Origin of the sequence: Cellulomonas sp. FA1 (genome assembly GCF_000986825.1) — a bacterium.
GTDB lineage: Bacteria > Actinomycetota > Actinomycetes > Actinomycetales > Cellulomonadaceae > Cellulomonas > Cellulomonas iranensis.
Genome location: NZ_LBMY01000001.1, coordinates 3,475,437 through 3,496,101 on the forward strand (window position 1 = coordinate 3,475,437; position 20,665 = coordinate 3,496,101).

The following is a 20,665-nucleotide window of genomic DNA, read 5'->3' on the forward strand; positions in this document are numbered from 1 at the left end:
GCCATACGCCACGCATCGGCTCGGGCACGAGAGGTCTTGACGCACGCGAGCGGGTGTCGCCCGGACGGACGCCGGGCGACACCCGCTCGTCGCGGGGGGTGGTCAGCGGGCGCTGATCACCTTGGCGGTGACGGTCGGCAGGTAGTTGCCGTCACCGAGGTAGAGCGCCGTGACCACCGACGTCGACCGCAGCGGCGGCAGGGTCACCGTCGCGGCACCGTCCGTCAGGGTGTAGGTCCCGACGGGGCGCAGCCCCAGCAGGACCGTCACGCGCCCGGCCGCGGCCGGTGCGCCGTCCCCGCCGCCGACGCGCACCGTCACCGTGGGCGTGCTGCCCCGCGGGACGGTCCAGGACGCGGTCTCGAGCGTCGCGGTCGACGTGCCCGGCACGACGCGCACCTGGGACTGGCCCTCGGAGCGTGCGACGTCCGCCGTGCCGTCGAACACCGCGGTGAGCCGGTGCGTGCCCGTCGCCAGGTCCCGCGGCAGCTCGATCGTGGCCGTGCCGGTGAGGCCGTCGACCGTGAGCTCGCCCGACGCGAGCACCTTCCCGGCCTCGCGCACGGTGACGGTGCCCGACGGCGCCCAGCTCGCGCCGGTGACCGTGACCGTGGCGGTCACGGGCTTGCCGTAGCGCGCGAGCGTGGGGTCGACGCGCAGCGCGGTCGTCGAGGCCGAGGGTGCGAGGTCGACCTCGGTGACCGCCGACTCGGACGCCGTCCACAGCGGCGAGTCGGGCGTGTACCGGACCTTCAGCGCGTGCGCCCCGGCGTTGAGCGTCGACGTCGTGAGCTCCCCGGCGCCGTCCGTCACGGCGGCGGTGCCGAGCTCGACCTCGCCGTCGTAGAACGTGAACGTCCCGGTGGCCTCCGACGGCGTGACCGCCGCCCGCAGCACCGTCTCCCCGCCGGCCGTGCCGGACGACTCGACGTCGAGCGTCGTGGTCGTCGCGACGGCCTCGGGGACCGTCACGTCGACGACCTGCGCGCGGTCGCCCGTGCCGTTGGAGTGGTGCAGCACGAGGACCTTCTGGTCGCCCGCGCCCGGCCCGCCGTGGACCTCGACCGTGGCGCCGTCGAACGTCTGCGACACGAAGTCGGCGCCGATGTTCGAGCCGAACCACAGCGGCGGGTCGTACGGGTCGACCGTGAACGGCCCGACCTCGTCGACGATCCCGTCGGCGGGGAAGGCGTAGGTGCTGCGCATCTGCGCCCACACGCCGACCGGCGTGCCGGGCTCGACGCCGAGCGCGGCGAGCGGCACCGGGACGACGACCGTGCTGTTGTCGAACGCGCCCATCTCGATGTTCCCCGCGAAGGGGTACAGCAGCTCGGGCCCGGCGATCAGCTCGTTGGTGTCGTAGTCGTAGGTCTGCACGACCGTGTAGTCGGTCTCGTCGAGCTTGGCGACGACGGTCGTGACGTCGGGCTCGCCGTCGCCGTCGGTGTCGACCAGGACGTACGGCTTGAGCGCGTGGCCCAGGGCCGCCCAGTCGCCGTCGGTCGCGATGCCGACGCCGAGATAGCCCTCGGCGGGGTCGCCGCCGTCGGCCGCGAGCGCGGGTGCGGTGGACGCCCACCCGACGTGCCGGATGTCGCCCGCCTTGATCGTCGAGGCCGAGGTCTCGGCGCCCGGCGGCAGCTCCTCGAGCCGCGGCGAGTCGGCCGCGTGCACGAGCGGCGTGGCCAGGCCGTACCAGCCGAGGGACTGCACGTCGCGCCCGCTGAACGCGAGCTCGGCGGTGGCGGCCGACGGGTCGGGGAACGCGAGCGGCGCGGCCTCGAGGTCGGACGTCGGGCGCGGCGTGCCCTGCACGGGCAGGCGCCACTCCTTGCCGCCGGACGTCAGCACGAGCCGGCCGGAGACCTGCGAGACGAACTCGCGCGGCAGGCCCTCGATCTGCTCGGCCTGCATGGTCGGGTCGATCTCGCGCTGCACGGTGGCCGGGTCGGCCGTGAACGTCAGCGTGACGACGCCCGTGCCGCCGGCGGGCACCCGCAGGCTCGCCGGCGCGGCCGTGATGGTCGCTCCGCCGGACGTCGTGCTCGACGTGACCTTCGTGGCGTAGGTGCGCGCCGTGGAGCCGAGGTTCTGCACGGTGACGGCCTTGCGGATCGTCACCGTCTTGTCGGCGAGCGGGACCAGGCCGAAGCTGACCGAGGTCTGCTGAGGGCGCTCGGCGTTGTAGACGAGCGTGTCGTTGGTGACCGCGGCGAGCGTGTCGACGCGGCCCGAGCCGACGCGCGGCGGGCCGAAGAAGAGGTCGCCGCCGGGCTCGGTCGCGACGTCGTGCGTCGCGGTGTTGACGATGGCGGCCTTGATCTGCGCTGCCGACCACCCCGGGTGAGCCTCGCGGACGAGCGCCGCGATGCCCGCGACGTGCGGCGAGGCCATCGACGTGCCGTTGCTGCTGGCGCCGCCGTTGCCGGAGCCGACGTTCGCGGACACGATCTGCTGACCGGGAGCCGCGACGTCGGGCTTGCCCCAGCCGAGCGAGCCGTGCACGCCGCGCGACGACGAGGTCGACAGGGTGTCCGGCGCGACGTCCTGGCGCGTGCTCAGCGCGAGCGACGGGCCGATCGTCGTGACGAGCGTGCCGGCCTCGATCTCGGGGAGCAGCGCGTCGGTCGAGGCAGCCGTGAGCTGGAAGCCGGGGATCGTCGCGTTGCCGCCGATGCCGGCGGAGAACACGGGAAGCTCGGTGGGCAGCAGCACGCCGACCGCACCGGCGGCCTCGGCGTTGTTGAACCGTGCGACCGAGCCGCACGCGCGGGTGGCGTCGTCGTCGTCCCACCACAGGTAGGCGATCTTGCCCGCGACCGTCGCGGCCTGCTCGGGCGTGAAGGCGGTGCAGCCGTCGAACGTCGCGCCGACGTAGGCGACGGGCGCGGTGACGTCGGGGCCGCTGTAGTTGACCGAGTTCTGACCGGCGTGCCGGCCGACGAGCGCCGGGTCGGACGCCTCGGTCACCTCGGTCGCGTCGAACGCGAGGTCCTTGCCCACCGACCACGCGACGGTCAGGCCCGCGAAGCCGTTGCCGGGCGAGCCGCCGACGTCCTCGATGTCGCCCTCGTTGCCGGCCGACAGCACGACGGTCGTGCCGAGCGCGGTGAGCTCGGAGACCTGCAGCGACTCGGGGTCGTCGGCCGGTGCGCCGGCGGCGCCGAGCGACAGGTTCAGCACGTCGATGCGGTCGTCGAACGACCCGTCGCCGTCGGGGTCGGCCGCCCAGTCCAGCGCGAGCGACGACAGGCTCGTGGAGCCCGCGACGTCGCCGAACACCTTGAGCGCGTACAGCTTGGCCATCGGCGCGGTGCCCGGGCCGACGGGCCAGTCGAGGACCGACTCGAGCGCCGAGTAGTCGCCGTCGAACGTCGTGCCGTCGGGCGTCACGCCGTAGCCCGCGGCCGTGCCGGCGACGTGCGTGCCGTGGCCGTGGACGTCGATGGGGTTCTCGTCGGGCACGGGGACGAGCTGCGCGGGGTCGGTGCTGTCCGCGTTGTAGTTCGTCCCCGCGAAGTCGTAGCCGCCGAGGAACTTGTCGGGGTCGAACGAGCCGGCGGGCACCGGGCCCGTGCCGTCCTCGCCGTACGCGGCCTCGTAGGCCTCGACGGTGCCCGGGCCGCCGAAGGCGGCGTGCGTGTAGTCGATGCCGGTGTCGATGACGCCGACCGTGATGTCGGTGCCGAGCACGCCCGTGCTCTGCCACGTCGCGAGGGCCTTGGTGAACTCCACCTGCGCGGCGTTGTCGAGCGTGCGCTCGGCGACCAGGCGCACGGACCGGACGTTCGGGTCGTCGGCGAGCGTGCGCAGCTGGTCGGCGTCGCCCAGCACGAGCGCGCCCGACACGAGGTTCGTGACGGTCGCGAGGCGCTGCGGCTGCGCGGCGGCGGTGCGTGCGCTGGCGCTCGACGCCTCGGCCGGCACGACGTCCGCGGCGGCCGCCTCGGTCGCCGCGGCGGCCTCGCGGACCTGCGCCGGGCTGCCGCCGTCGGCGGCGACCTCGACGCCCGACGGGGTGTCGAGCTCGACGAACGCCGTGACGGTCCCGCTCGCCTCGGCGAGCGCGTCGCCGACGCCCTCGACCTTCGTGACCGGGACGTCGCCCGCGACGAGCAGGCCGGACAGGTCGTCCGGTGGTGGTGCTGCGCTCGCGCCCGACGTGCCGAGCAGGGCGCTGGTGAGGACGACGGACGCGGCGGTCAGGCCGGCGAGCAGGCGACGTGGCATGGGATCCATCCCGGGGGTCGGACGTCGGGGGCACGACGACGTCACGGCAGGCCGCAGACGGCCCCCCCGGACGTCATACCCGAGGTTGGCTGCGGTCACAGCCGCCGGGCACCCTGTGCACGGTACTGACCGGTAGGGGCTTTCGTCACCCCTTCTCCACAACTTCTTCTTCGTCCGCTTCGCCGTCTTCGCGAAGGCTCCACGGCGGCACGCGCGTCGCGTCCAGGACGCGCGTCCGACGAGGCGCCGCCGAGCGCGCGACCGCCACGACCCCGCGGTCCGTCGCGGCGCCGGCGCGGTGCGCACGACGGATCGCGGGGTCGTCGCCGGGCCGAGGGGTCGACCGCTCGGCGGGAGTCCCCGCGCGGGGTCAGCGCGAGGAGAGCGCCTCGGTGCCGTGCGGCGGGGTCGGCAGCGGTCCGCGCGTCGACGTGCGGGCGTCGGCGGCGGGCGGGACGACGGGGACGGCGCCGGTGCGTGCGGTGACGACGGGGATGGCGCCGGTGCGGGGCGGGACGACGGGGATGGCGCCGGTGCGGGGCGGGACGACCGGGATCGCGCCCGTGCGCGCGGTCACCACCGGGATCGACCCGGTGCGCGGCACGTCGGCCGCCGCGGGTGCGACCGTGAAGCGCGGCTTGCGGCCGGGGCGGCGGCGGAACCGCCGCTGCTCGATGCCCTCGAGGGTCGTGGCGCGCCAGACGGCGCCGCCGTTGAGGCGGCCGTCGGGCGGCGGGAGCCACGGCACCTTGCGCGAGAGCCAGACGCGGATCGTCGCGTGCTCGACGTCGAGCCGGCGTGCGAGACGTGCGATGTCGTAGAGGTCGTCGAGGCCGTTGCCGTCGCCCGCAGGGTCCACGGCGCGCGCCGGGGGGCGGGCGTCGTCCGTCGTCACGGCAGCCAGGGTAGTCGGGGACGGCGCGCGATCGTGTGACGGTCCGGTAACAGGATGTGCACACGATCTTCGCTCGCTCAGCGGCTCAAGTCGGGTGGACGGGCGTCCGACTCACTTAACGTGTTTCGCGTGAGTGACAGATTGCCGAGCCGTCGGCGTCGGTCGGGCGGCAGGCACGTCGCTCCGCGTCCGGACGCCGCCCCCCGTACGCCCCGCACCACGCGCGTGCCCCAGCGAGTCGCGCAGGGTGGTGTCGCGCTCGGGCTCGTGATGAGCATGGGCGCCGTCGTCGCGAGCGCGGGCGCCCAGGAGCCGACCGTGGTCGACGACGTCGCCGCCCTCGTGCACGCCGCGACCACGGACGCGACGGCCGCCGAGGACCAGCGCACCGACGAGCTGCGGGCGCAGGCCGTGCAGGCCGCCCAGGGCGTCGTCGAGCAGGTCTCGCTCGTGCGCGCCGACGCCGAGCAGGCCGCGGTCCCGACCGAGGTGCTGGCCGAGCTCGACGCGGCGACCGAGCAGCTGCGGGCCGCCATGGAGGGCGTCGACGTGCCCGCCGACGTCGTCGACCGCACGCCGAACGTCTCGCGCGACGCCGAGCGCACGTCCGCCGAGCAGGACGGCACGCCCACCACGACCCCCGACGCCACCGCGACCCCCGACGCCACCGCGACCCCCGCGCCGAGCTCGGACCCGACCTCCACCGCGACCTCCGACGCGGCCACCCCGGACGCCCCCGACGCCGCGGCACCCGCGACCGACGCGCCCGCCGCCCCCGCCGCCGAGCCGTCCGCGGCCACGACCGCGACCGGCGACCCGATCGCCGACGCCACCCTCCCGGACACGTCGGACCCCGCGACGACGCCGCTGCGCACCGCGCTCGACCGCGTCAAGCAGGCCGCCGAGGTCGTGCGGACCACCACCGAGCAGAAGCGGGCCGAGGCCGCCGCCGCCGAGGCGGCCGCCGCCGAGGCCGCGCGCGTCGCCGCCGAGCAGGAGGCGCAGCGCGCCGCGTGGAAGGCGTCCCTCCAGGGCTACGCGAACGGGAAGATCCCGAGCTCGGCCCTGTGCGGCGTCGGGTTCGACAAGAACGCGCTGCTGCGGTGCGACGCCGCCGAGGCGCTCGACGCGCTCGACGCCGCGTTCTTCGCGCAGTTCGGCACGCACCTCACGGTCTCCGACTCGTACCGGTCCTACGCCGCCCAGGTCGCGTGCCGCGCCAACAAGGGCTCGCTGTGCGCGACGCCCGGCACGTCCAACCACGGCCTCGGCGTCGCGGTCGACCTCGGCGGCAGCGTGCAGAGCTTCGGCACCGCGCAGCACCAGTGGATGCGCGAGAACGCGCCGACGTACCAGTGGACGCTCCCCGAGTGGGCGCGCGCCACGGGCAGCAAGCCCGAGCCGTGGCACTGGGAGTACACCGGCTGAGTCCTACGATCGGCTCCATGACGGAGCCGACGTCACCCGTGCGGCCGCTGGTCGGGCGCGGCGCCGAGCTCGACGACCTCGACGACCTGCTGTCCTCGGTGTCGGCGGGCGGCGGCGCGACCGTGCTCATCGAGGGCGAGGCCGGCGTCGGCCGCACGCGGCTCGTCGAGGCCCTGCAGGGCTCGGCCGCGCTGCTGGGCGTCGGCGTGTGCGCGGGTCGCGGCGCGGGCCCGGACGCGGCGCCCTACGCGCTGCTGGCCGACGTGCTGCTCGCCCCCGCCGCGCACCGCGAGGCCCGCGGGCCGGTCGTCGCCGAGCTCGACGCGCTGCTCGACGTGCTGCCCGCCGACCGCGCCGACGCCCCGGCCCGGTACGCGCGCGCCGACGAGCTGTTCGGGGCGCTGCTGCGCCACCGCGGCGAGCAGGGTCCGTGGGTCCTCGTGCTCGAGGACCTGCACCTGGCGGACGCGTGCTCGCTGAGGCTCCTCGCCGCGCTCGCGGGCGAGGGCCCGCTGCCGCACGCGCTCACCGTCATGACGCTGCGGGGCGTGCCGCACCGCGTCGAGCTCGACGCGGTGGTCGCCGCGTGGACCCGCGCCGGGGCCCGGTACCTCGAGCTCGTGCCGCTCGCGCCGGCCGCCACCGTCGAGCTCGCGCAGCACCTGCTGCACGGCGCCGTCGGCCCCGCGCTGCGCGGCGTGCTCGCGACCACCGGGGGCAACCCGCGGCTCGTCGTCGACGTGCTGCGCACCGCGCAGGCGTGCGGCGTGCTCGAGCGCTCGCGCGGCGCCGTCGAGACGGTCGGCTCCGCGTGGCTCGACGAGCTCGACGACGTCGGGCGGGCGCACGTCGCCTACCTCGGCGCGGACGTGCTCGACCTGCTCGGCACCGCGTCGGTGCTCGGCGCGTCGTTCGTCGTCGGGGACCTCGCGGCCCTGGCCGACGAGCCCGTCGCGGACTGCTGGCGCACGCTGCGGCACGCGCTCGCCGCGGGCGTCGTGCACGCGCGCGGCGACCGGCTGGTGTTCCGCCACGACCTCGTCCGCACCGCGCTCTACGCGGGGCTGAGCGCCGAGCGGCGCCGTGCGCTGCACGCGCGCGCGGCGTGGGCGCTGCGGGCGGCCGGTGCGCCGTCGCACGTGGTCGCGGCGCACCTCGAGCGCGCGCGCTGAGCCGTCGCGCCGTGGCCGGGTGGGTCCGCCGCGCAGCACCTAGGCTCGGACGGGGCGCTGCCCGCGCCCGGCACCCGACGCACGAGGAGTGGACATGCCCACGCGCACCGCACGCACCGCCTGGAACGGCACGCTGCAGGACGGCGGCGGCCAGGTCGAGCTCACGAGCTCGAAGGTCGGCACGTACGACGTGTCGTTCCCGAAGCGCGCGGCCGACGAGGCCGGCGGCACGACGAGCCCCGAGGAGCTCATCGCGGCGGCGCACTCGTCGTGCTTCGCGATGCAGCTGTCGGCCGACGTCGCCGAGGCCGGCGGGACGCCCGTCGCGCTTGAGGTGACCGCCGACGTCAGCCTCGGCCCGGACCCCGCGGGCGGCTTCCGCCTCACGGGCATCGCGCTGACGGTCCGCGGCGAGGTCGAGGGGCTCGACGCCGACGGCTTCCGCGCGGCTGCCGAGAAGGCCAAGGCCGGCTGCCCGGTGTCGAAGGCGCTCACGGGCGTCGAGATCACGCTGGACGCCGCGCTCGAGTCCTGAGCCGGCGCGACGCCGCGAGGGCGGCCCGGCCGGGCGCCGGGCCGCCCTCGCGCGCGTCCGACGGGACCTGGGTCCCGTGAGGTGAGGCTTGCCTCAGGTCTACGTTCGCGACGTGGACCTGAGCACGCTGCCGCCCGGCGCAGCCGCCCGCGTCGTGGCCGTCGACCTCGACGAGGGCGCACGCGTGCGGCTGCGCGAGCTCGGCCTGCGGCCGGGGGGCGACGTGCGCGTCACGCACCGCGCCGCGTTCGGCGGGCTGGTCGTCGCGGTGGGTGCCGACCGGTTCGCCGTGGACGCCCGCACGGCCACGCGCATCGCGGTCGACCCGGGTCCCGTCGACGTCGCCCCCGCCTCCCCCTCCCCGGCGGGGGCGACGTCGTGAGCTGCCACGACGCGTCCCCGGGTGCCGCCACGACGACGCTCGACGCGCCGCTCGTCGTGCTCGTCGGCAACCCGAACGTCGGCAAGTCCACGCTGTTCAACGCGCTCACCGGCGCCCGCCAGCGCGTCGTCAACGCGCCCGGCACCACGGTCGAGCTGCAGAGCGGCACGTGGCGGCCGGGCGCGGCCGCGGCGCGCACCGAGCTCCGGCTCGTCGACCTGCCGGGTGCGTACTCGCTGGTCGCGCGCACGCCCGACGAGCAGGTCACGGCCGACGTCGTCGCGGGCGGCACGGCCCTCGGGCGCCCCGACCTCGCGGTCGTCCTGGTCGAGGCGGGTGCGCTCGCGCGCTCGCTGTACCTGCTGGGTCAGGTCGCGCGCCTCGGGCTGCGCGTCGTCGTGGGGCTGACGATGGTCGACGTCGCCCGCTCCCGCGGGGTCGACGTGGACGTCGACGCGCTGGCCGACCGGTTGGGCGTGCCGGTCGTCGCGGTGCACCCCCGCAGCGGGCGCGGCACGGACGCGCTCGCGGACGTCGTGCTCGCGACGCTGCGCGACGCCGACGCCGGGCACGTGCGCCTGCCCGTGCCCGTCGACCCCGTGCCCGTCGACCCCGTGCTCGTCGACCCCGTGCTCGTCGACCCCGTGCTCGTCGACCCCGTGCTCGTCGACCCCGCGCCCGACGAGGTCGAGGCGCTGTTCGCGTGGGTCGACGACCTCGTGCGCGCGGTCGGCGGCGTGGCGCCCGCGGGCGTGCGCACGTGGTCCGACCGCCTCGACCGCGTCCTGCTGCACCCGGTCGCGGGGATCCCGGTGCTGCTCGCGGTCATGTGGCTGCTGTTCCAGCTCGCGACCGCGGCCGCCGCACCGCTCATGGACGCGGTCGACGGGTTCGTCACCGGCACGCTCGCGGACGGCGTGACCACCGGGCTGGGCGCCGTCCACGCGCCCGCGTGGCTCACGGGCCTGCTGGTCGACGGCGTGCTCGCGGGCGTCGGCACCGTCGCGGCGTTCGTGCCGCTCATGGCGCTCATGTTCGTGGCCGTCGCGGTGCTCGAGGACTGCGGGTACCTCGCGCGGGCCGCGTTCGTCGCCGACCGCGCGATGCGTGCCATCGGCCTCGACGGGCGCGCGATGCTGCCGTTCGTCGTCGGGTTCGGCTGCAACCTGCCCGCGCTGGCCGCGACCCGCACGCTGCCGCACGCGCGCCAGCGGCTCATGGTGGGGCTGCTCGTGCCGTGGACGTCGTGCCCCGCGCGCCTCACGGTGTACGTGCTGCTGTCCTCGATCTTCTTCCCCGGGCACGCCGGCACCGCGATCTTCCTCATGTACGTCGCGAGCGTCGCGCTGGTCGTGCTGGGCGGGCTGCTGCTGCGCGTCACGCTCTTCCGCGACCTGCGCCGCGAGCCGCTCGTGCTCGCGCTGCCCGCCTACCAGCGGCCGCGGCTGCGGGCGCTCGCGCTGTCCACGTGGACGCGCGTGCTGTCGTTCCTCACCAAGGCCGGGCAGGTCATCGTCGTGACGCTCACGCTCGTGTGGGTCGCGCTCGCGGTGCCGGTGGTCGGCGGCCACGCCGTCGGCGACGTGCCGGTGGCCGACTCGCTGTACGGGCGCGCGGCCGAGGCCGTGGCCCCCGTGCTGGCACCCGCCGGGTTCGGCGACTGGCACGCGTCGGCCGCGCTCGTCACGGGCTTCGTCGCGAAGGAGGTCGCGGTCGGCGCGCTCGCGCAGGCGTACGCGGTCGACGAGCCCGACGACCCCGCCGCCGCGGGGGACCTGGGCGACCGGCTGCGCGCGACGTTCGAGGAGTCGTCGGGCGGGCACGCCGCCGCGGCCGCGGCGGCGTTCATGGTGTTCGTGCTCGCGTACACGCCGTGCCTGGCGACCGTCGCCGAGCAGTGGCGGCTGTTCGGCGCTCGCTGGACCCTCGGCTGCGTGGGTGCGCAGCTCGCGGTCGCGTGGCTGCTGGCGGTCGCGGTGTTCCGGGTCGGGGCGCTGCTGTGAGCCTGCTCGCCGACGTGGTCGCGGCGGCGGGGCGGGGTGCCGGCCCGGCGACCGTCGCGCGCGAGCTCGGCGTCGACGTCGGGCTGGTCGAGACCGTGCTCGACCACGCGGCGCGTGTGGGCCTCGTCCAGACGTCGTCGTCCGCGCTGGGGCGCGCCGCGTGCCCCACGTGCCCGCCGCGCGAGCGGCGCCCGGTGTCCTGCGCGGGCTGCCCGCTGACCCGCTGACGGGCGGCCTCCGCCGTGTCGAGGCCGCCACCCCGACGAGTCGACGAGGCGTCATCGGTCGCGCCCGCCGGGGCGCAACCGCGACGGATGACGGGGTCGGCGAGCCCGGCGGGAGACTCGGCGGCGCGCGTGGACGGAGGTGTCGGGTCCTAGGTGGGGGGTGGGACACTGCCGGGCGTGGCTGTGACGACCGGAACGCCCCCCGTCCGGGACGTCGTGCACGCGCTGCGCGACGCCGTCCGCGGGAGCGTCGACGACTCCTCCCGCCGGCGCGCCGAGTACTCGACCGACGCGTCCAACTACCGCGTCGTGCCGCAGGTCGTGGTGTTCCCCCGGGACACCGACGACGTCGAGGCCGCGCTGCAGGTCGCGCGCGAGACCGGCACGCCGCTCACGTCGCGCGGCGGCGGCACGTCGGTCGCGGGCAACGCCGTGGGCACCGGGATCGTCCTCGACTTCTCGCGGCACGTGAACCGCGTCCTCGAGATCGACCCCGAGGCGCGCACCGCGCGCATCGAGCCCGGCGTGATCATGGCGCACCTGCAGAAGGCCGCCGCACCGCACGGGCTGCGGTTCGGGCCCGACCCCTCGACGCAGGCCCGCGCGACGCTCGGCGGCATGATCGGCAACAACGCGTGCGGCCCGCGGGCCGTCGCCTACGGGCGCACGGCCGACAACGTCGTCGACCTCGACGTCGTCGACGGCACCGGCCGGCGCTTCACGGCACGCGCCGGTGTCGGGTCGCTCGACGTCGTCCCCGGGCTCGACGGCCTCGTGCGCGCGCACCTCGACGTGATCCGCACCGAGCTCGGCCGGTTCCGCCGCCAGGTGTCCGGGTACTCGCTCGAGCACCTCGCGCCCGAGCACGGCACCGACCTCGCCAAGATGCTCGTCGGCACCGAGGGCACGCTCGTCACGCTGCTCGGTGCGACCGTGAACCTCGTGCCCGTGCCGTCGGCGCCCGTGCTCGTCGTCCTCGGCTACCCCGACATGCCGACGGCCGCCGACGCGGTGCCCGCGCTGCTCGCGCACGCGCCGCTCGCGATCGAGGGCATGGACTCGCGGCTCGTCGACGTCGTGCGGCGCGTCAAGGGCGCGTCCGCCGTGCCCGACCTGCCGCCCGGCGCCGGCTGGATGATGTGCGAGGTCGGGGGCGCGACCCTCGACGAGGCGATGGCCACCGCGCGCGCGCTCGCGGCCGACGCCGGCACCGACGCCGTCGGCATCTTCCCGCCCGGGCCCGAGGCCGCGGCCATGTGGCGCATCCGCGAGGACGGCGCGGGGCTGGGCGGCCGCACGCCGTCGGGGGCCCAGGCCTGGCCCGGGTTCGAGGACTCGGCCGTGCCGCCCGAGCGGCTCGGCGCGTACCTGCGCGAGCTCGAGGCGCTCATGGCCGACCACCGCGTCGACGGGCTCGCCTACGGGCACTTCGGCGACGGGTGCGTGCACCTGCGCATCGACATGCCCATGGAGCGCTCGGGCGGGCCGCTGCGCGCGTTCATGGAGGACGCCGCGACGCTCGTCGCCAAGCACGGCGGCTCGCTCTCGGGCGAGCACGGCGACGGGCGTGCGCGCTCCGAGCTGCTGCCCGTCATGTACTCGCAGCGCGCGATCGACCTGTTCGGCGCCGTGAAGGACCTGTTCGACCCGCGCGACCTGCTCAACCCGGGCGTCCTGGTGCGGCCGCGCCCGCTCGACGCCGACCTGCGCCGGCCCGCGGCCCGTGCGCTGCCCGCCGCGTCGGGGTTCTCGTTCGCGCACGACGGCGGCGACCTGACGACGGCCGTGCACCGGTGCGTCGGCGTCGGCAAGTGCCGCGCCGACAACCACGCGACGGGCGGCTTCATGTGCCCGTCGTACCTCGCGACGAAGGACGAGAAGGACTCGACGCGGGGCCGCGCGCGCGTGCTGCAGGAGATGGCCAACGGGTCGCTCGTGTCGCGCGGGTGGTCCTCGGCCGAGGTGCACGAGTCGCTCGACCTGTGCCTGAGCTGCAAGGCGTGCTCGTCGGACTGCCCGGCGGGCGTCGACATGGCGCAGTACAAGGCCGAGGTGCTGCACCGCACCTACCAGGGCCGGCTGCGTCCCGTGAACCACTACGCGCTGGGCTGGCTGCCGCGCTGGGCGCGCCTGGTCACGGGTGTGCCCGGGCTCGCGGCGCTCGCGAACGCGGTGCTGGGCGTGCGGCCCGTCGCCAAGCTCGTGCTCACGCTGGGCGGCATGGACGCGCGCCGGAAGATGGTGTCGTTCGCGCCCGTGCCGTTCCGCGCGTGGGCCCGGCAGGCGGGGCGCCGATCGGGCGACGTGCGCGTGGTCGGGCGTCGCGACGCCGAGAGCGTCGCGCTGCCGGTCGAGGCCGCGGGCGCCGGGGGTGCGGCGGTGGCCGACGACGCGACGGGCGGGGCTCGTGCCGAGCACGGTGCGCCGCGTCCGCCCGTGCTGCTGTGGACCGACTCGTTCAGCGACACGCTCGCGCCGTCGGTCGCGCACGCGGCCGTCGCGGTGCTGCGCGACGCCGGCTACGACGTGCTGGTGCCCGACCACGACGCGTGCTGCGGCCTCACGTGGATCAGCACCGGCCAGCTCGACGGCGCGCGCCACCAGCTCGAGCACCTGCTCGAGGTGCTCGGGCCGTTCGCGGTCAACGGCATCCCGATCGTCGGGCTCGAGCCGTCGTGCACGGCCGTGCTGCGCAGCGACCTGGTCGACCTGCTGCCCGACGACCCGCGTGCGACGGCCGTCTCCCGCGCGACCCGCACGCTCGCCGAGCTGCTGACCGCGCCCGCGCCGATCGGCCCGGGGGACCGGTGGCAGGTGCCCGACCTGTCGGACGTCACGGCCGTCGTGCAGCCGCACTGCCACCACTACTCGGTCATGACGTGGACCGCGGACCGTCGCCTGCTCACCGACGCGGGCGCGCAGTTCTCGACGCTCGCCGGGTGCTGCGGCCTCGCGGGCAACTTCGGCATGGAGAAGGGGCACTACGACGTGTCGGTCGCGGTGGCCGAGAACGCGCTGCTCCCCGCGCTGCGTGCCGCTGCACCGGGCGACGTCTACCTGGCGGACGGGTACTCGTGCCGCACGCAGGCCGACCAGCTCGCGGGCGTGCAGGGCGTGCACCTGGCCGAGCTGCTGGCGTCCCACCTGCCGACCGCGTCGCCGTCGCCCGCCGCCACCGACTGAGCCGCGAACCGCCGAGGCGCGCTCCGCCGAGTGCGGTAGAACGCCACCGAGCGCGCCGGGCACGAGTGCCGCGCCCGGCCGCGTGGTGCCGCAGTACGACGCCGAGTGCGGTAGAACGCCACCGAGCGCGCCGGAAACGAGTACCGCGCTCGGCCGCGGAGTACCGCGCTCGGCGGTGCACGCGCGGGTCAGGCCCGGTCGAGCAGGGCGCGGACCGCGTCCTTGACGCGTGCGTCGAGGGGGGCGTCGCCGCTGCCCAGCAGCGCGTGCAGGAAGAGGCCGTCGCCCACGAGCTGCACGAGCCGCGCGGTCACGGGGTCGCCGATCGACCGGCGCAGGCCCGCGGCCCAGTCGTCGAGGTAGCGGGCCATGCGGTCGCTCGCGGGCGGGTAGGTGCCGAGCAGGCGCAGCGCCGCGAGCAGCGTGCGCTCCTCGGGGCCGTCGGCGGTCTGCGACCCGTCGAGGAACCAGCGGGCCGCGCCGTCGGGGTCGGGCGGGCACTGCGCGTCCGCCGCGGCGCCGCCCGCGTCGAGCCGGTCGAGCAGACCCTCGAAGAGGTCGTCCTTGCTGCGGAAGTGGTAGAGCAGCCCGCCCTTGGAGACGCCCGCGCGCTCGGCGACCGCGTCGAGCGTGGCGCCGCCGGGACCGTCCTCGAGCAGCACGTCCTGCAGCGCGTCGAGGATGCGGTCGCGGGTGGGGGCCATGGGCGTCGAGCCTAGCGACGGAGGTCCTCTTGTGCACCGTCCGGACGGTCGGTTACTGTACCGGCTGGACGGTATAGCCGTCGTCGGGCGACGAGCCCGGCGACCCGGACCGGGGAGTGGACCCGGCCCGCGTGCCCGACCCCCGGACCCGCCCGGTGAGCGCGGAACTGTGAAAGGACGTCATCGTGCCCACGCACGCGACCCCGACCCCCGACCCCCGCTCCACCACGAGCACGACGGACGCACCCGCGCCCGCCGTCGACGACCGTGCTCGCGCGGCGACCGACCCGGCGACCGACCCCGCCACCCCCGTGCCGCCGCGCGCCGGCCTGCGGCAGTGGCTCGCGCTCGCGGTGCTCATGCTGCCCGTGCTCGTCGTGTCCATCGACAACACGGTCCTGTCGTTCGCGCTGCCGCAGATCTCGGTCGCGCTCGCACCGACCGCGCAGCAGCTGCTGTGGATCGTCGACATCTACCCGCTCATGCTCGCGGGCCTGCTGGTCACCATGGGCACCCTCGGTGACCGCGTCGGACGGCGCCGCCTGCTGATGATCGGCGCCACCGGGTTCGGCGTCGTCAGCCTGCTCGCGGCGTTCTCGACCGACGCGACGCACCTCGTCGCCGCCCGGGCCCTGCTGGGGCTGTTCGGCGCGACCCTCATGCCCTCGACGCTGTCGCTGCTGCGCAACGTCTTCCTCGACGACGACCAGCGGCGTCTCGCCATCGCGATCTGGGCCGCCGGGTTCTCCGGCGGGTCGGTGCTCGGCCCGATCGTCGGCGGCTGGCTGCTGCAGCACTTCTCGTGGGGCTCGATCTTCCTGCTCAACGTGCCCGTCGTGCTCGTGCTGCTCGTCGCGGCGCCGCTCGTGCTGCCCGAGTCGCGCAACCCCGGCTCGGGGCGCCTCGACCCCGCGAGCGTCGTGCTCTCGGTCGTCGCGATGCTGCCGCTCGTGTACGGCATCAAGCACCTCGCGTCGGCGGGCGTCGACGCGCTGGGTGTCGCCGCGCTGGTCGTCGGGCTCGCGATGGCCGTGGTGTTCGTGCGGCGGCAGCGCACGCTCGCGTCGCCGCTGCTCGACGTCGGCCTGTTCGGGCGGCCCGTGTTCTCGGCGTCGGTCGGCGCCAACTTCACCGCGTCGTTCGCGCTGGCCGGCCTCGTGCTGTTCCTGTCGCAGCACCTGCAGCTCGTCGTGGGCCTCGACCCCGTCGAGGCCGGGCTGTCGCTGCTGCCCGGCGCCGTCGCGTCGATCGTCGCGGGCCTCGTGGCGGTGCGGCTCGCGCGGTCGTTCCCGCTGTGGGCGCTCGTGCCCGTCGGCATGCTGCTGGCCGCCGGCGGCTACGCGCTCGGCACGCTGCTGGGCACCGACCACCGCACGGGCGTCGTCGTCGCGACGTTCGCGCTGGTCGGCGCGGGTGTGGGGCTCGCCGAGACGCTCACCAACGACGCGATCCTCGCGTCGGTGCCGCCCGAGCGTGCGGGTGCCGCGTCGGGCATCTCCGAGACGTCGTACGAGCTCGGCGCGTCCCTGGGTGTCGCCGTGCTCGGGTCCGTGCTCGCCGCCACCTACCGCGCGGACCTCACGCTGCCCGCGGGCCTGACGGCCGAGCAGTCCGCCGCGGCCGGCCAGACCCTCGGCGGGGCCGTCGCGCTCGCGAAGGACCTGCCCGACGCGGTCGGCGGCCCGCTGCTGGTCGCGGCGCAGGACGCGTTCGCGCACGGCGTCGCGGTCACGTCCGGCATCGGCGCGGTCGCGGTCGGCGTCGTCGCCGTGGTGGTGGGGGTCGTGCTGCGGCGCCACCGCGGAGCCGGCGACCGCTGAGTCGCCGCTGAGACCCGCGCGCGGCGACCGGCCGGGGGTGGAGGGCCCCCGGCCGGCCGCCGCGCGCGTCAGTCCGCGAGCAGCGCCTCGACCCGCTGCACCTTGGCGTCCAGCTCACCGGTGTGACCGGGGCGGATGTCGGCCTTGAGCACGAGCGAGACGCGGTGGCCGTGCGCGCCGACGGCCTCGGTGGCGCGGCGCACGACGTCCATCACCTCGTCCCACTCGCCCTCGAGCGTCGTGAACATCGCGTCGGTACGGTTCGGCAGGCCCGACTCGCGGACGATGCGGACGGCGTCGGCGACGGCCTGGGACACGGACTCGCCCGCACCGAGCGGGGCGACGGAGAAGGCGACGAGCATGCGCCCACCCTGCCTCTCGCGGAGCGGTGCGTCCACCTCGCAGGGGGTGCCGCGGCCCGCGTCGCGCACCCCGCGAGTGGCGCGCGTCGCCCGTCCGACCCCTGCCGCTGACCGCCCGAGATGTGGGACCCTGTCCGTGCGACGACCGCACCCCGCGCGGGCGGGCGTGCCGCCGTCCCACCCGCCCCTGCTGCGCGAGGAAGGCCCGGCCGCGACATGCCCATCTTCGAGCTCGACGACGGACGTCCGCGCCTCGTCCAGCCGATGCAGCCCCTGGCGGGGTCGTTCGCGCAGGAGGTCACCGCACTGCTCACGCACCACCTCGCCGCGATCGCCGGCGAGCCCCTGTTCGTCGTGCGGGCGCGCGGCACGTCCGAGCGCGCCGACCTGCCCGAGCTGCTCGCGCTCGACGCGGCCGGGCGTCCCGTGGTCGTCGAGGTCGCGCAGGTGCTCGACGACGACGCGCTGGTCGCGGCGCTGCGCCACGGCGGTGCCGCCGCGCGCATGACGACGACCGACCTGTCCCGCGCCTACCACGCCGACCCGGGCCGGTTCGCGGTCGACTTCGCGGCGTTCCGCGAGCAGGTGCCGTTCGGTGCGGGCGCGGGCCGGGCGCCCGCCGGCGTGCGGCTGCTGCTGCTGTGCTCCGAGGTCGCGGCCGAGGCCGCGGACACGCTCGGGTTCCTGCGCGCGGGTGCGCACCAGGTCGACGTGCTGCAGGTCGGCGTCGTGCGCGGCGACGAGCGTCGGCTGCTCGAGGTGTCGCCGCTCGCGCTGCACGAGGGCGTGCGCCGGTCCGTCGAGCCGACGGCGCTGCGGCTCGTGCGCTCGAGCGAGGCCGGTGCGCGGGGCCTGGGCTACGAGCCCGAGCGGGGCCCGGGGTCGCCCGCGACGCGCGGCCGCTCGCTGCCGACCGGTGAGCTGCGCGCCGTGACGCCGCCGCCGTCCGTCGAGCCGCCCGCGCCGACGCCTATCGGGCGTCGTGGCACCGTCACCGAGCCGACCCCGCTCCCGTTCCGCACCGCCGGCCCCACCGCGGAGCGGCCGGGCGACGAGGCCCGGCCCGACCTCGACGAGTGGCCGCGGGACGCGGCGACGTCGACCCTCGAGGGGCCCCCGACGCTCACGCCCGTCGCCGGTCTGCGCGCCGCCGCGCTCGAGGGTGCGACCGCACGCCGTGCCGACGCCCCGGCACCGCCCGTGGTCGACGCGCCGCCGCCCGTCGACGCCGGTGCGGACGCGGGCGTCGCGACCCCGTCGCGTGGCACGGACGCCGCCGCGCACGTCGCGCCGGCCGGCACGACGACCGGCACGACGACGCCCGGCGGGCCGGACGCGCGCGGGACGGCGGCGTCCGGGGTCGGCGCGCAGCGCCCCGCGCGCCCCGACTGGCCCTTCCCCGAGCTCGCGATGCTCGCCAAGCGGCGCCGCGCGGTCACGACCCTCGTGTGGGCGCGCGAGCGCCGCGGGCAGCGGTTCACGGCCGTGCTGCGCCCCGACGGCATGATCGAGCTGCCCGACGGCACGGTCCTGCAGGACCCCGACGACGCCGCGACGGCCGTCTCGGGCGTCGACGGCGCGGACGGCTGGCGCGCGTGGCGCCTCGGGGACGGCGGCCCGACGCTCGCGGAGGCCGCGGGCACGCTGTGACCCCGCGGCCGCGCGGCGGTCCGCGGTGGCGTCGTCAGCCCCAGCCGTACGCGGCGAGCCACCGCGTGAGCTCGGCGTAGAAGCGCTCGCGCGCGGGCCGCGCCGACAGCGTGAGGTCGTGCATGCCGCCCGTGACACGCACGAGCGTCATCACGGGGCCCAGCTGCATCGCGCGGTGCGCGATCGCGTCGGTGTCGAGCACGACGTCGGCCGAGCGCATCTCGTCGCTCCAGCGCGGGCTGATGAGCGTGCGGTCGGACAGCGCGGTGAACACGGGCACGTCGATCCGCAGCCCGCGCGCGACGGTCGCGTGCCCCACCAGGACGGCGCTGAGCCAGCCGGCCCGCACGGGGAACGACGGCGTCGGGCGCCACCGCGCGTCGAACGTCCAGTCACCGCCGGTGGCGGCGTCGATCGTGCGCGCGTAGTACCCGGGGTCGATGTTGGGCAGCGCGGTCTTGGGGCTGAACCGCGCGAGGCGGCTGATCGCGGGCGCCGACAGGTGCCGCGCGAGCGACGAGCCCTGCAGCTCGAGCCACGGCGAGTTCAGCACGAGGCCGCTCACGACCCCGGGGTGCCGGGCCACCCACAGGCTCAGCACGAGGCCGCCGGTCGAGTGGCCCATGAGCATGATGCGCGCGACCGGCCCGAGCTCGGCACGCACGACGTCGAGCGCGGCGCCGATGTCCTCGTCGTACGTGCGCAGGTCGTCGACGTACCCCGGGGTCTGGTGGTCGCGCAGCGAACGCCCGTACTTGCGCAGGTCGAGCGCGTAGAACGCGGCACCCTGCGCGTGCCAGTAGCGCGCGAGCGGCGTCTGGAAGAAGTAGTCCGACCAGCCGTGCACGTACAGCACGGCGCGCGCGGGCCGCAGCGCCGGGTCGGGCGCGTAGCGCACGAGCGTCGCGGTGACCTCGCCCTCGTCGTCGTCGGCGAGGTCGAGGCGGCGCGCCTGGAACCCCTCGCCGAGCGCGTCGGGCGACCAGTCCGTCGTGAGCGCCGAGCCGTCCCACGCGGGCGTGTCCGGCGGGGCGGGGCGCTCGGGCGCGGCCGTCGGGGTCTGCGCCGCGGCCTGGGCGGCGGCATCGGTGCTCGGCTCGGACGTCATGTCACATCTCGAGGACGATCTTGCCGACGTGGGAGCCCGCGTGCAGCCGCGCGAGCGCGTCGGCCGCGCGCGCGAGCGGGAACGTCGAGTCGACGACGGGTCGCACGCCCGTGCGGGCGAGGAACGCGAGCACCTGCGCGAGCTCGTCGCGCGTGCCCATGGTCGCGCCCACGATGCTGATCTCCTGGAAGAACACCTTGGTGAGCGACGCGGGCTCCGGGTCGCCCGAGGTCAGCCCCGCGACGACGATCCGCCCGCCGGGGCGCACCGAGCGCACCGAGTGCTCCCACGTGGCCTTGCCGACGGTCTCGATCACGACGTCGACGCGCCCGACGCGCGTGCCCGGCTCGACGGCCTGCGCGGCGCCCAGCGCGAGCGCGCGCTCGCGCTTGCCGGCGTCGCGCCCCGTGACGACGACCTCGAGCCCCGCCGCGGCGCCGAGCTGCACGGCCGCGACCGCGACCCCGCCGCCCGCGCCCTGCACGAGCACGCGCTGCCCGGGCTGCGCGGCGCCCGAGCGGAACAGCATCCGGTACGCCGTGAGGTACGCGGTCGGCACGCACGCCGCCTCGACCCAGGTCAGCTCCGCGGGCTTGTCGACGACGTTCCACGCGGGCACCGCCACCTGCTCGGCGAGCGTGCCGAGGTAGCGCTCGGACAGCAGCGTGCGCGGCTCGTCGGCGGGGACGCCGCGCCCGTCGGGTCCGCCGACCACCGCGTGCACGACGACCTCGCGTCCGTCCTCGGTGACGCCCGCGGCGTCGGTGCCCAGCACCATCGGCAGCTGCTCGGCCCGCAGGCCCACGCCGCGCAGCGACCACAGGTCGTGGTGGTTGAGCGACGACGCGCGCACGTCGACCGTGGTCCAGCCGTCGGGCGGCGTCGGCGACGGGGCGTCGCCCACCTCGAGCCCGGCCAGCGGGTCGGCGGGGGAGAAGGACACGACGCGCGCGGAGAGCATGCCTC

Annotated in this window: 15 protein-coding genes; 9 read left to right on the top strand and 6 right to left on the bottom strand. The window is 76.5% G+C overall.

Features of this window, described 5'->3' with window-relative positions:
• Window positions 1-102 precede the first annotated feature (102 nt).
• Both GY42_RS20150 and GY42_RS15715 read right to left on the bottom strand, forming a co-directional pair.
• The gene (locus GY42_RS20150; protein ID WP_052748443.1) at window positions 103-4,230 is read right to left on the bottom strand and encodes a S8 family serine peptidase; all 4,128 of its coding nucleotides are present in this window, start codon (window positions 4,228-4,230) and stop codon (window positions 103-105) included.
• Between the two features lie 370 nt (window positions 4,231-4,600).
• Window positions 4,601-5,125, bottom strand: a complete 525-nt coding sequence (locus tag GY42_RS15715) for a hypothetical protein (RefSeq protein ID WP_046530035.1) — start codon at window positions 5,123-5,125, stop codon at window positions 4,601-4,603.
• A gap of 225 nt (window positions 5,126-5,350) precedes the next feature.
• Between GY42_RS15715 and GY42_RS18405 the strand changes: the two genes are divergently transcribed.
• The 7 genes from GY42_RS18405 (at window position 5,351) to GY42_RS15750 (ending at window position 14,055) form a co-directional block, all read left to right on the top strand.
• Window positions 5,351-6,553, top strand: a complete 1,203-nt coding sequence (locus tag GY42_RS18405) for a M15 family metallopeptidase (RefSeq protein WP_052748444.1) — start codon at window positions 5,351-5,353, stop codon at window positions 6,551-6,553.
• A 17-nt stretch (window positions 6,554-6,570) separates the two neighbouring features.
• Complete coding sequence (locus GY42_RS15725) at window positions 6,571-7,725, top strand: AAA family ATPase (protein WP_046530036.1); 1,155 nt, start codon at window positions 6,571-6,573, stop codon at window positions 7,723-7,725.
• A gap of 94 nt (window positions 7,726-7,819) precedes the next feature.
• Entirely contained in the window at window positions 7,820-8,260 is a 441-nt protein-coding gene (locus tag GY42_RS15730; RefSeq protein ID WP_046531109.1) for an OsmC family protein, read from the top strand.
• 112 nt (window positions 8,261-8,372) lie between these two features.
• Entirely contained in the window at window positions 8,373-8,642 is a 270-nt protein-coding gene (locus GY42_RS15735) for a FeoA family protein (protein WP_046530037.1), read from the top strand.
• Window positions 8,639-10,645: a ferrous iron transporter B gene (gene feoB, locus GY42_RS15740; RefSeq protein WP_046530038.1), complete on the top strand. Its 2,007-nt coding sequence runs from the start codon at window positions 8,639-8,641 to the stop codon at window positions 10,643-10,645. Before GY42_RS15735 ends, feoB begins: the two co-directional genes overlap by 4 nt.
• Window positions 10,642-10,872 (top strand): hypothetical protein, encoded by a 231-nt coding sequence (locus GY42_RS15745; RefSeq protein ID WP_046530039.1) that lies wholly within the window; start codon window positions 10,642-10,644, stop codon window positions 10,870-10,872. The genes feoB and GY42_RS15745 overlap by 4 nt, the downstream gene beginning before the upstream one ends.
• 177 nt (window positions 10,873-11,049) lie before the next feature.
• Window positions 11,050-14,055, top strand: coding sequence for an FAD-binding and (Fe-S)-binding domain-containing protein (locus tag GY42_RS15750; RefSeq protein WP_046530040.1), 3,006 nt, complete (start codon window positions 11,050-11,052; stop codon window positions 14,053-14,055).
• A 188-nt stretch (window positions 14,056-14,243) separates the two neighbouring features.
• Here the strand turns inward: GY42_RS15750 and GY42_RS15755 are convergent, their stop codons facing one another.
• On the bottom strand, window positions 14,244-14,759 hold the full coding sequence (locus GY42_RS15755) for a TetR/AcrR family transcriptional regulator (RefSeq protein ID WP_046530041.1): 516 nt from the start codon (window positions 14,757-14,759) through the stop codon (window positions 14,244-14,246).
• Between the two features lie 185 nt (window positions 14,760-14,944).
• Here GY42_RS15755 and GY42_RS15760 point away from each other — a divergent pair, with 185 nt between their 5' ends.
• A complete protein-coding gene (locus GY42_RS15760; RefSeq protein WP_236686821.1) occupies window positions 14,945-16,579 on the top strand; it encodes an MFS transporter in 1,635 nt (544 codons plus the stop codon).
• A gap of 68 nt (window positions 16,580-16,647) precedes the next feature.
• Here GY42_RS15760 and GY42_RS15765 read toward each other — a convergent pair whose 3' ends face one another.
• Window positions 16,648-16,941 carry an MTH1187 family thiamine-binding protein gene (locus GY42_RS15765; protein WP_046531111.1) on the bottom strand — a complete coding sequence of 98 codons (294 nt, stop codon included), beginning with the start codon at window positions 16,939-16,941 and terminating at the stop codon, window positions 16,648-16,650.
• 216 nt (window positions 16,942-17,157) lie between these two features.
• Between GY42_RS15765 and GY42_RS15770 the strand changes: the two genes are divergently transcribed.
• Window positions 17,158-18,591 (top strand): hypothetical protein, encoded by a 1,434-nt coding sequence (locus GY42_RS15770; RefSeq protein ID WP_046530042.1) that lies wholly within the window; start codon window positions 17,158-17,160, stop codon window positions 18,589-18,591.
• Between the two features lie 34 nt (window positions 18,592-18,625).
• On the opposite strand, the gene GY42_RS15775 is transcribed toward GY42_RS15770, so the two are convergent.
• Window positions 18,626-19,699, bottom strand: coding sequence for an alpha/beta hydrolase (locus GY42_RS15775; protein ID WP_046530043.1), 1,074 nt, complete (start codon window positions 19,697-19,699; stop codon window positions 18,626-18,628).
• Window position 19,700: 1 nt separating this feature from the next.
• On the bottom strand, window positions 19,701-20,660 hold the full coding sequence (locus GY42_RS15780) for a zinc-binding dehydrogenase (RefSeq protein WP_046530044.1): 960 nt from the start codon (window positions 20,658-20,660) through the stop codon (window positions 19,701-19,703).
• Window positions 20,661-20,665: the final 5 nt, after the last annotated feature.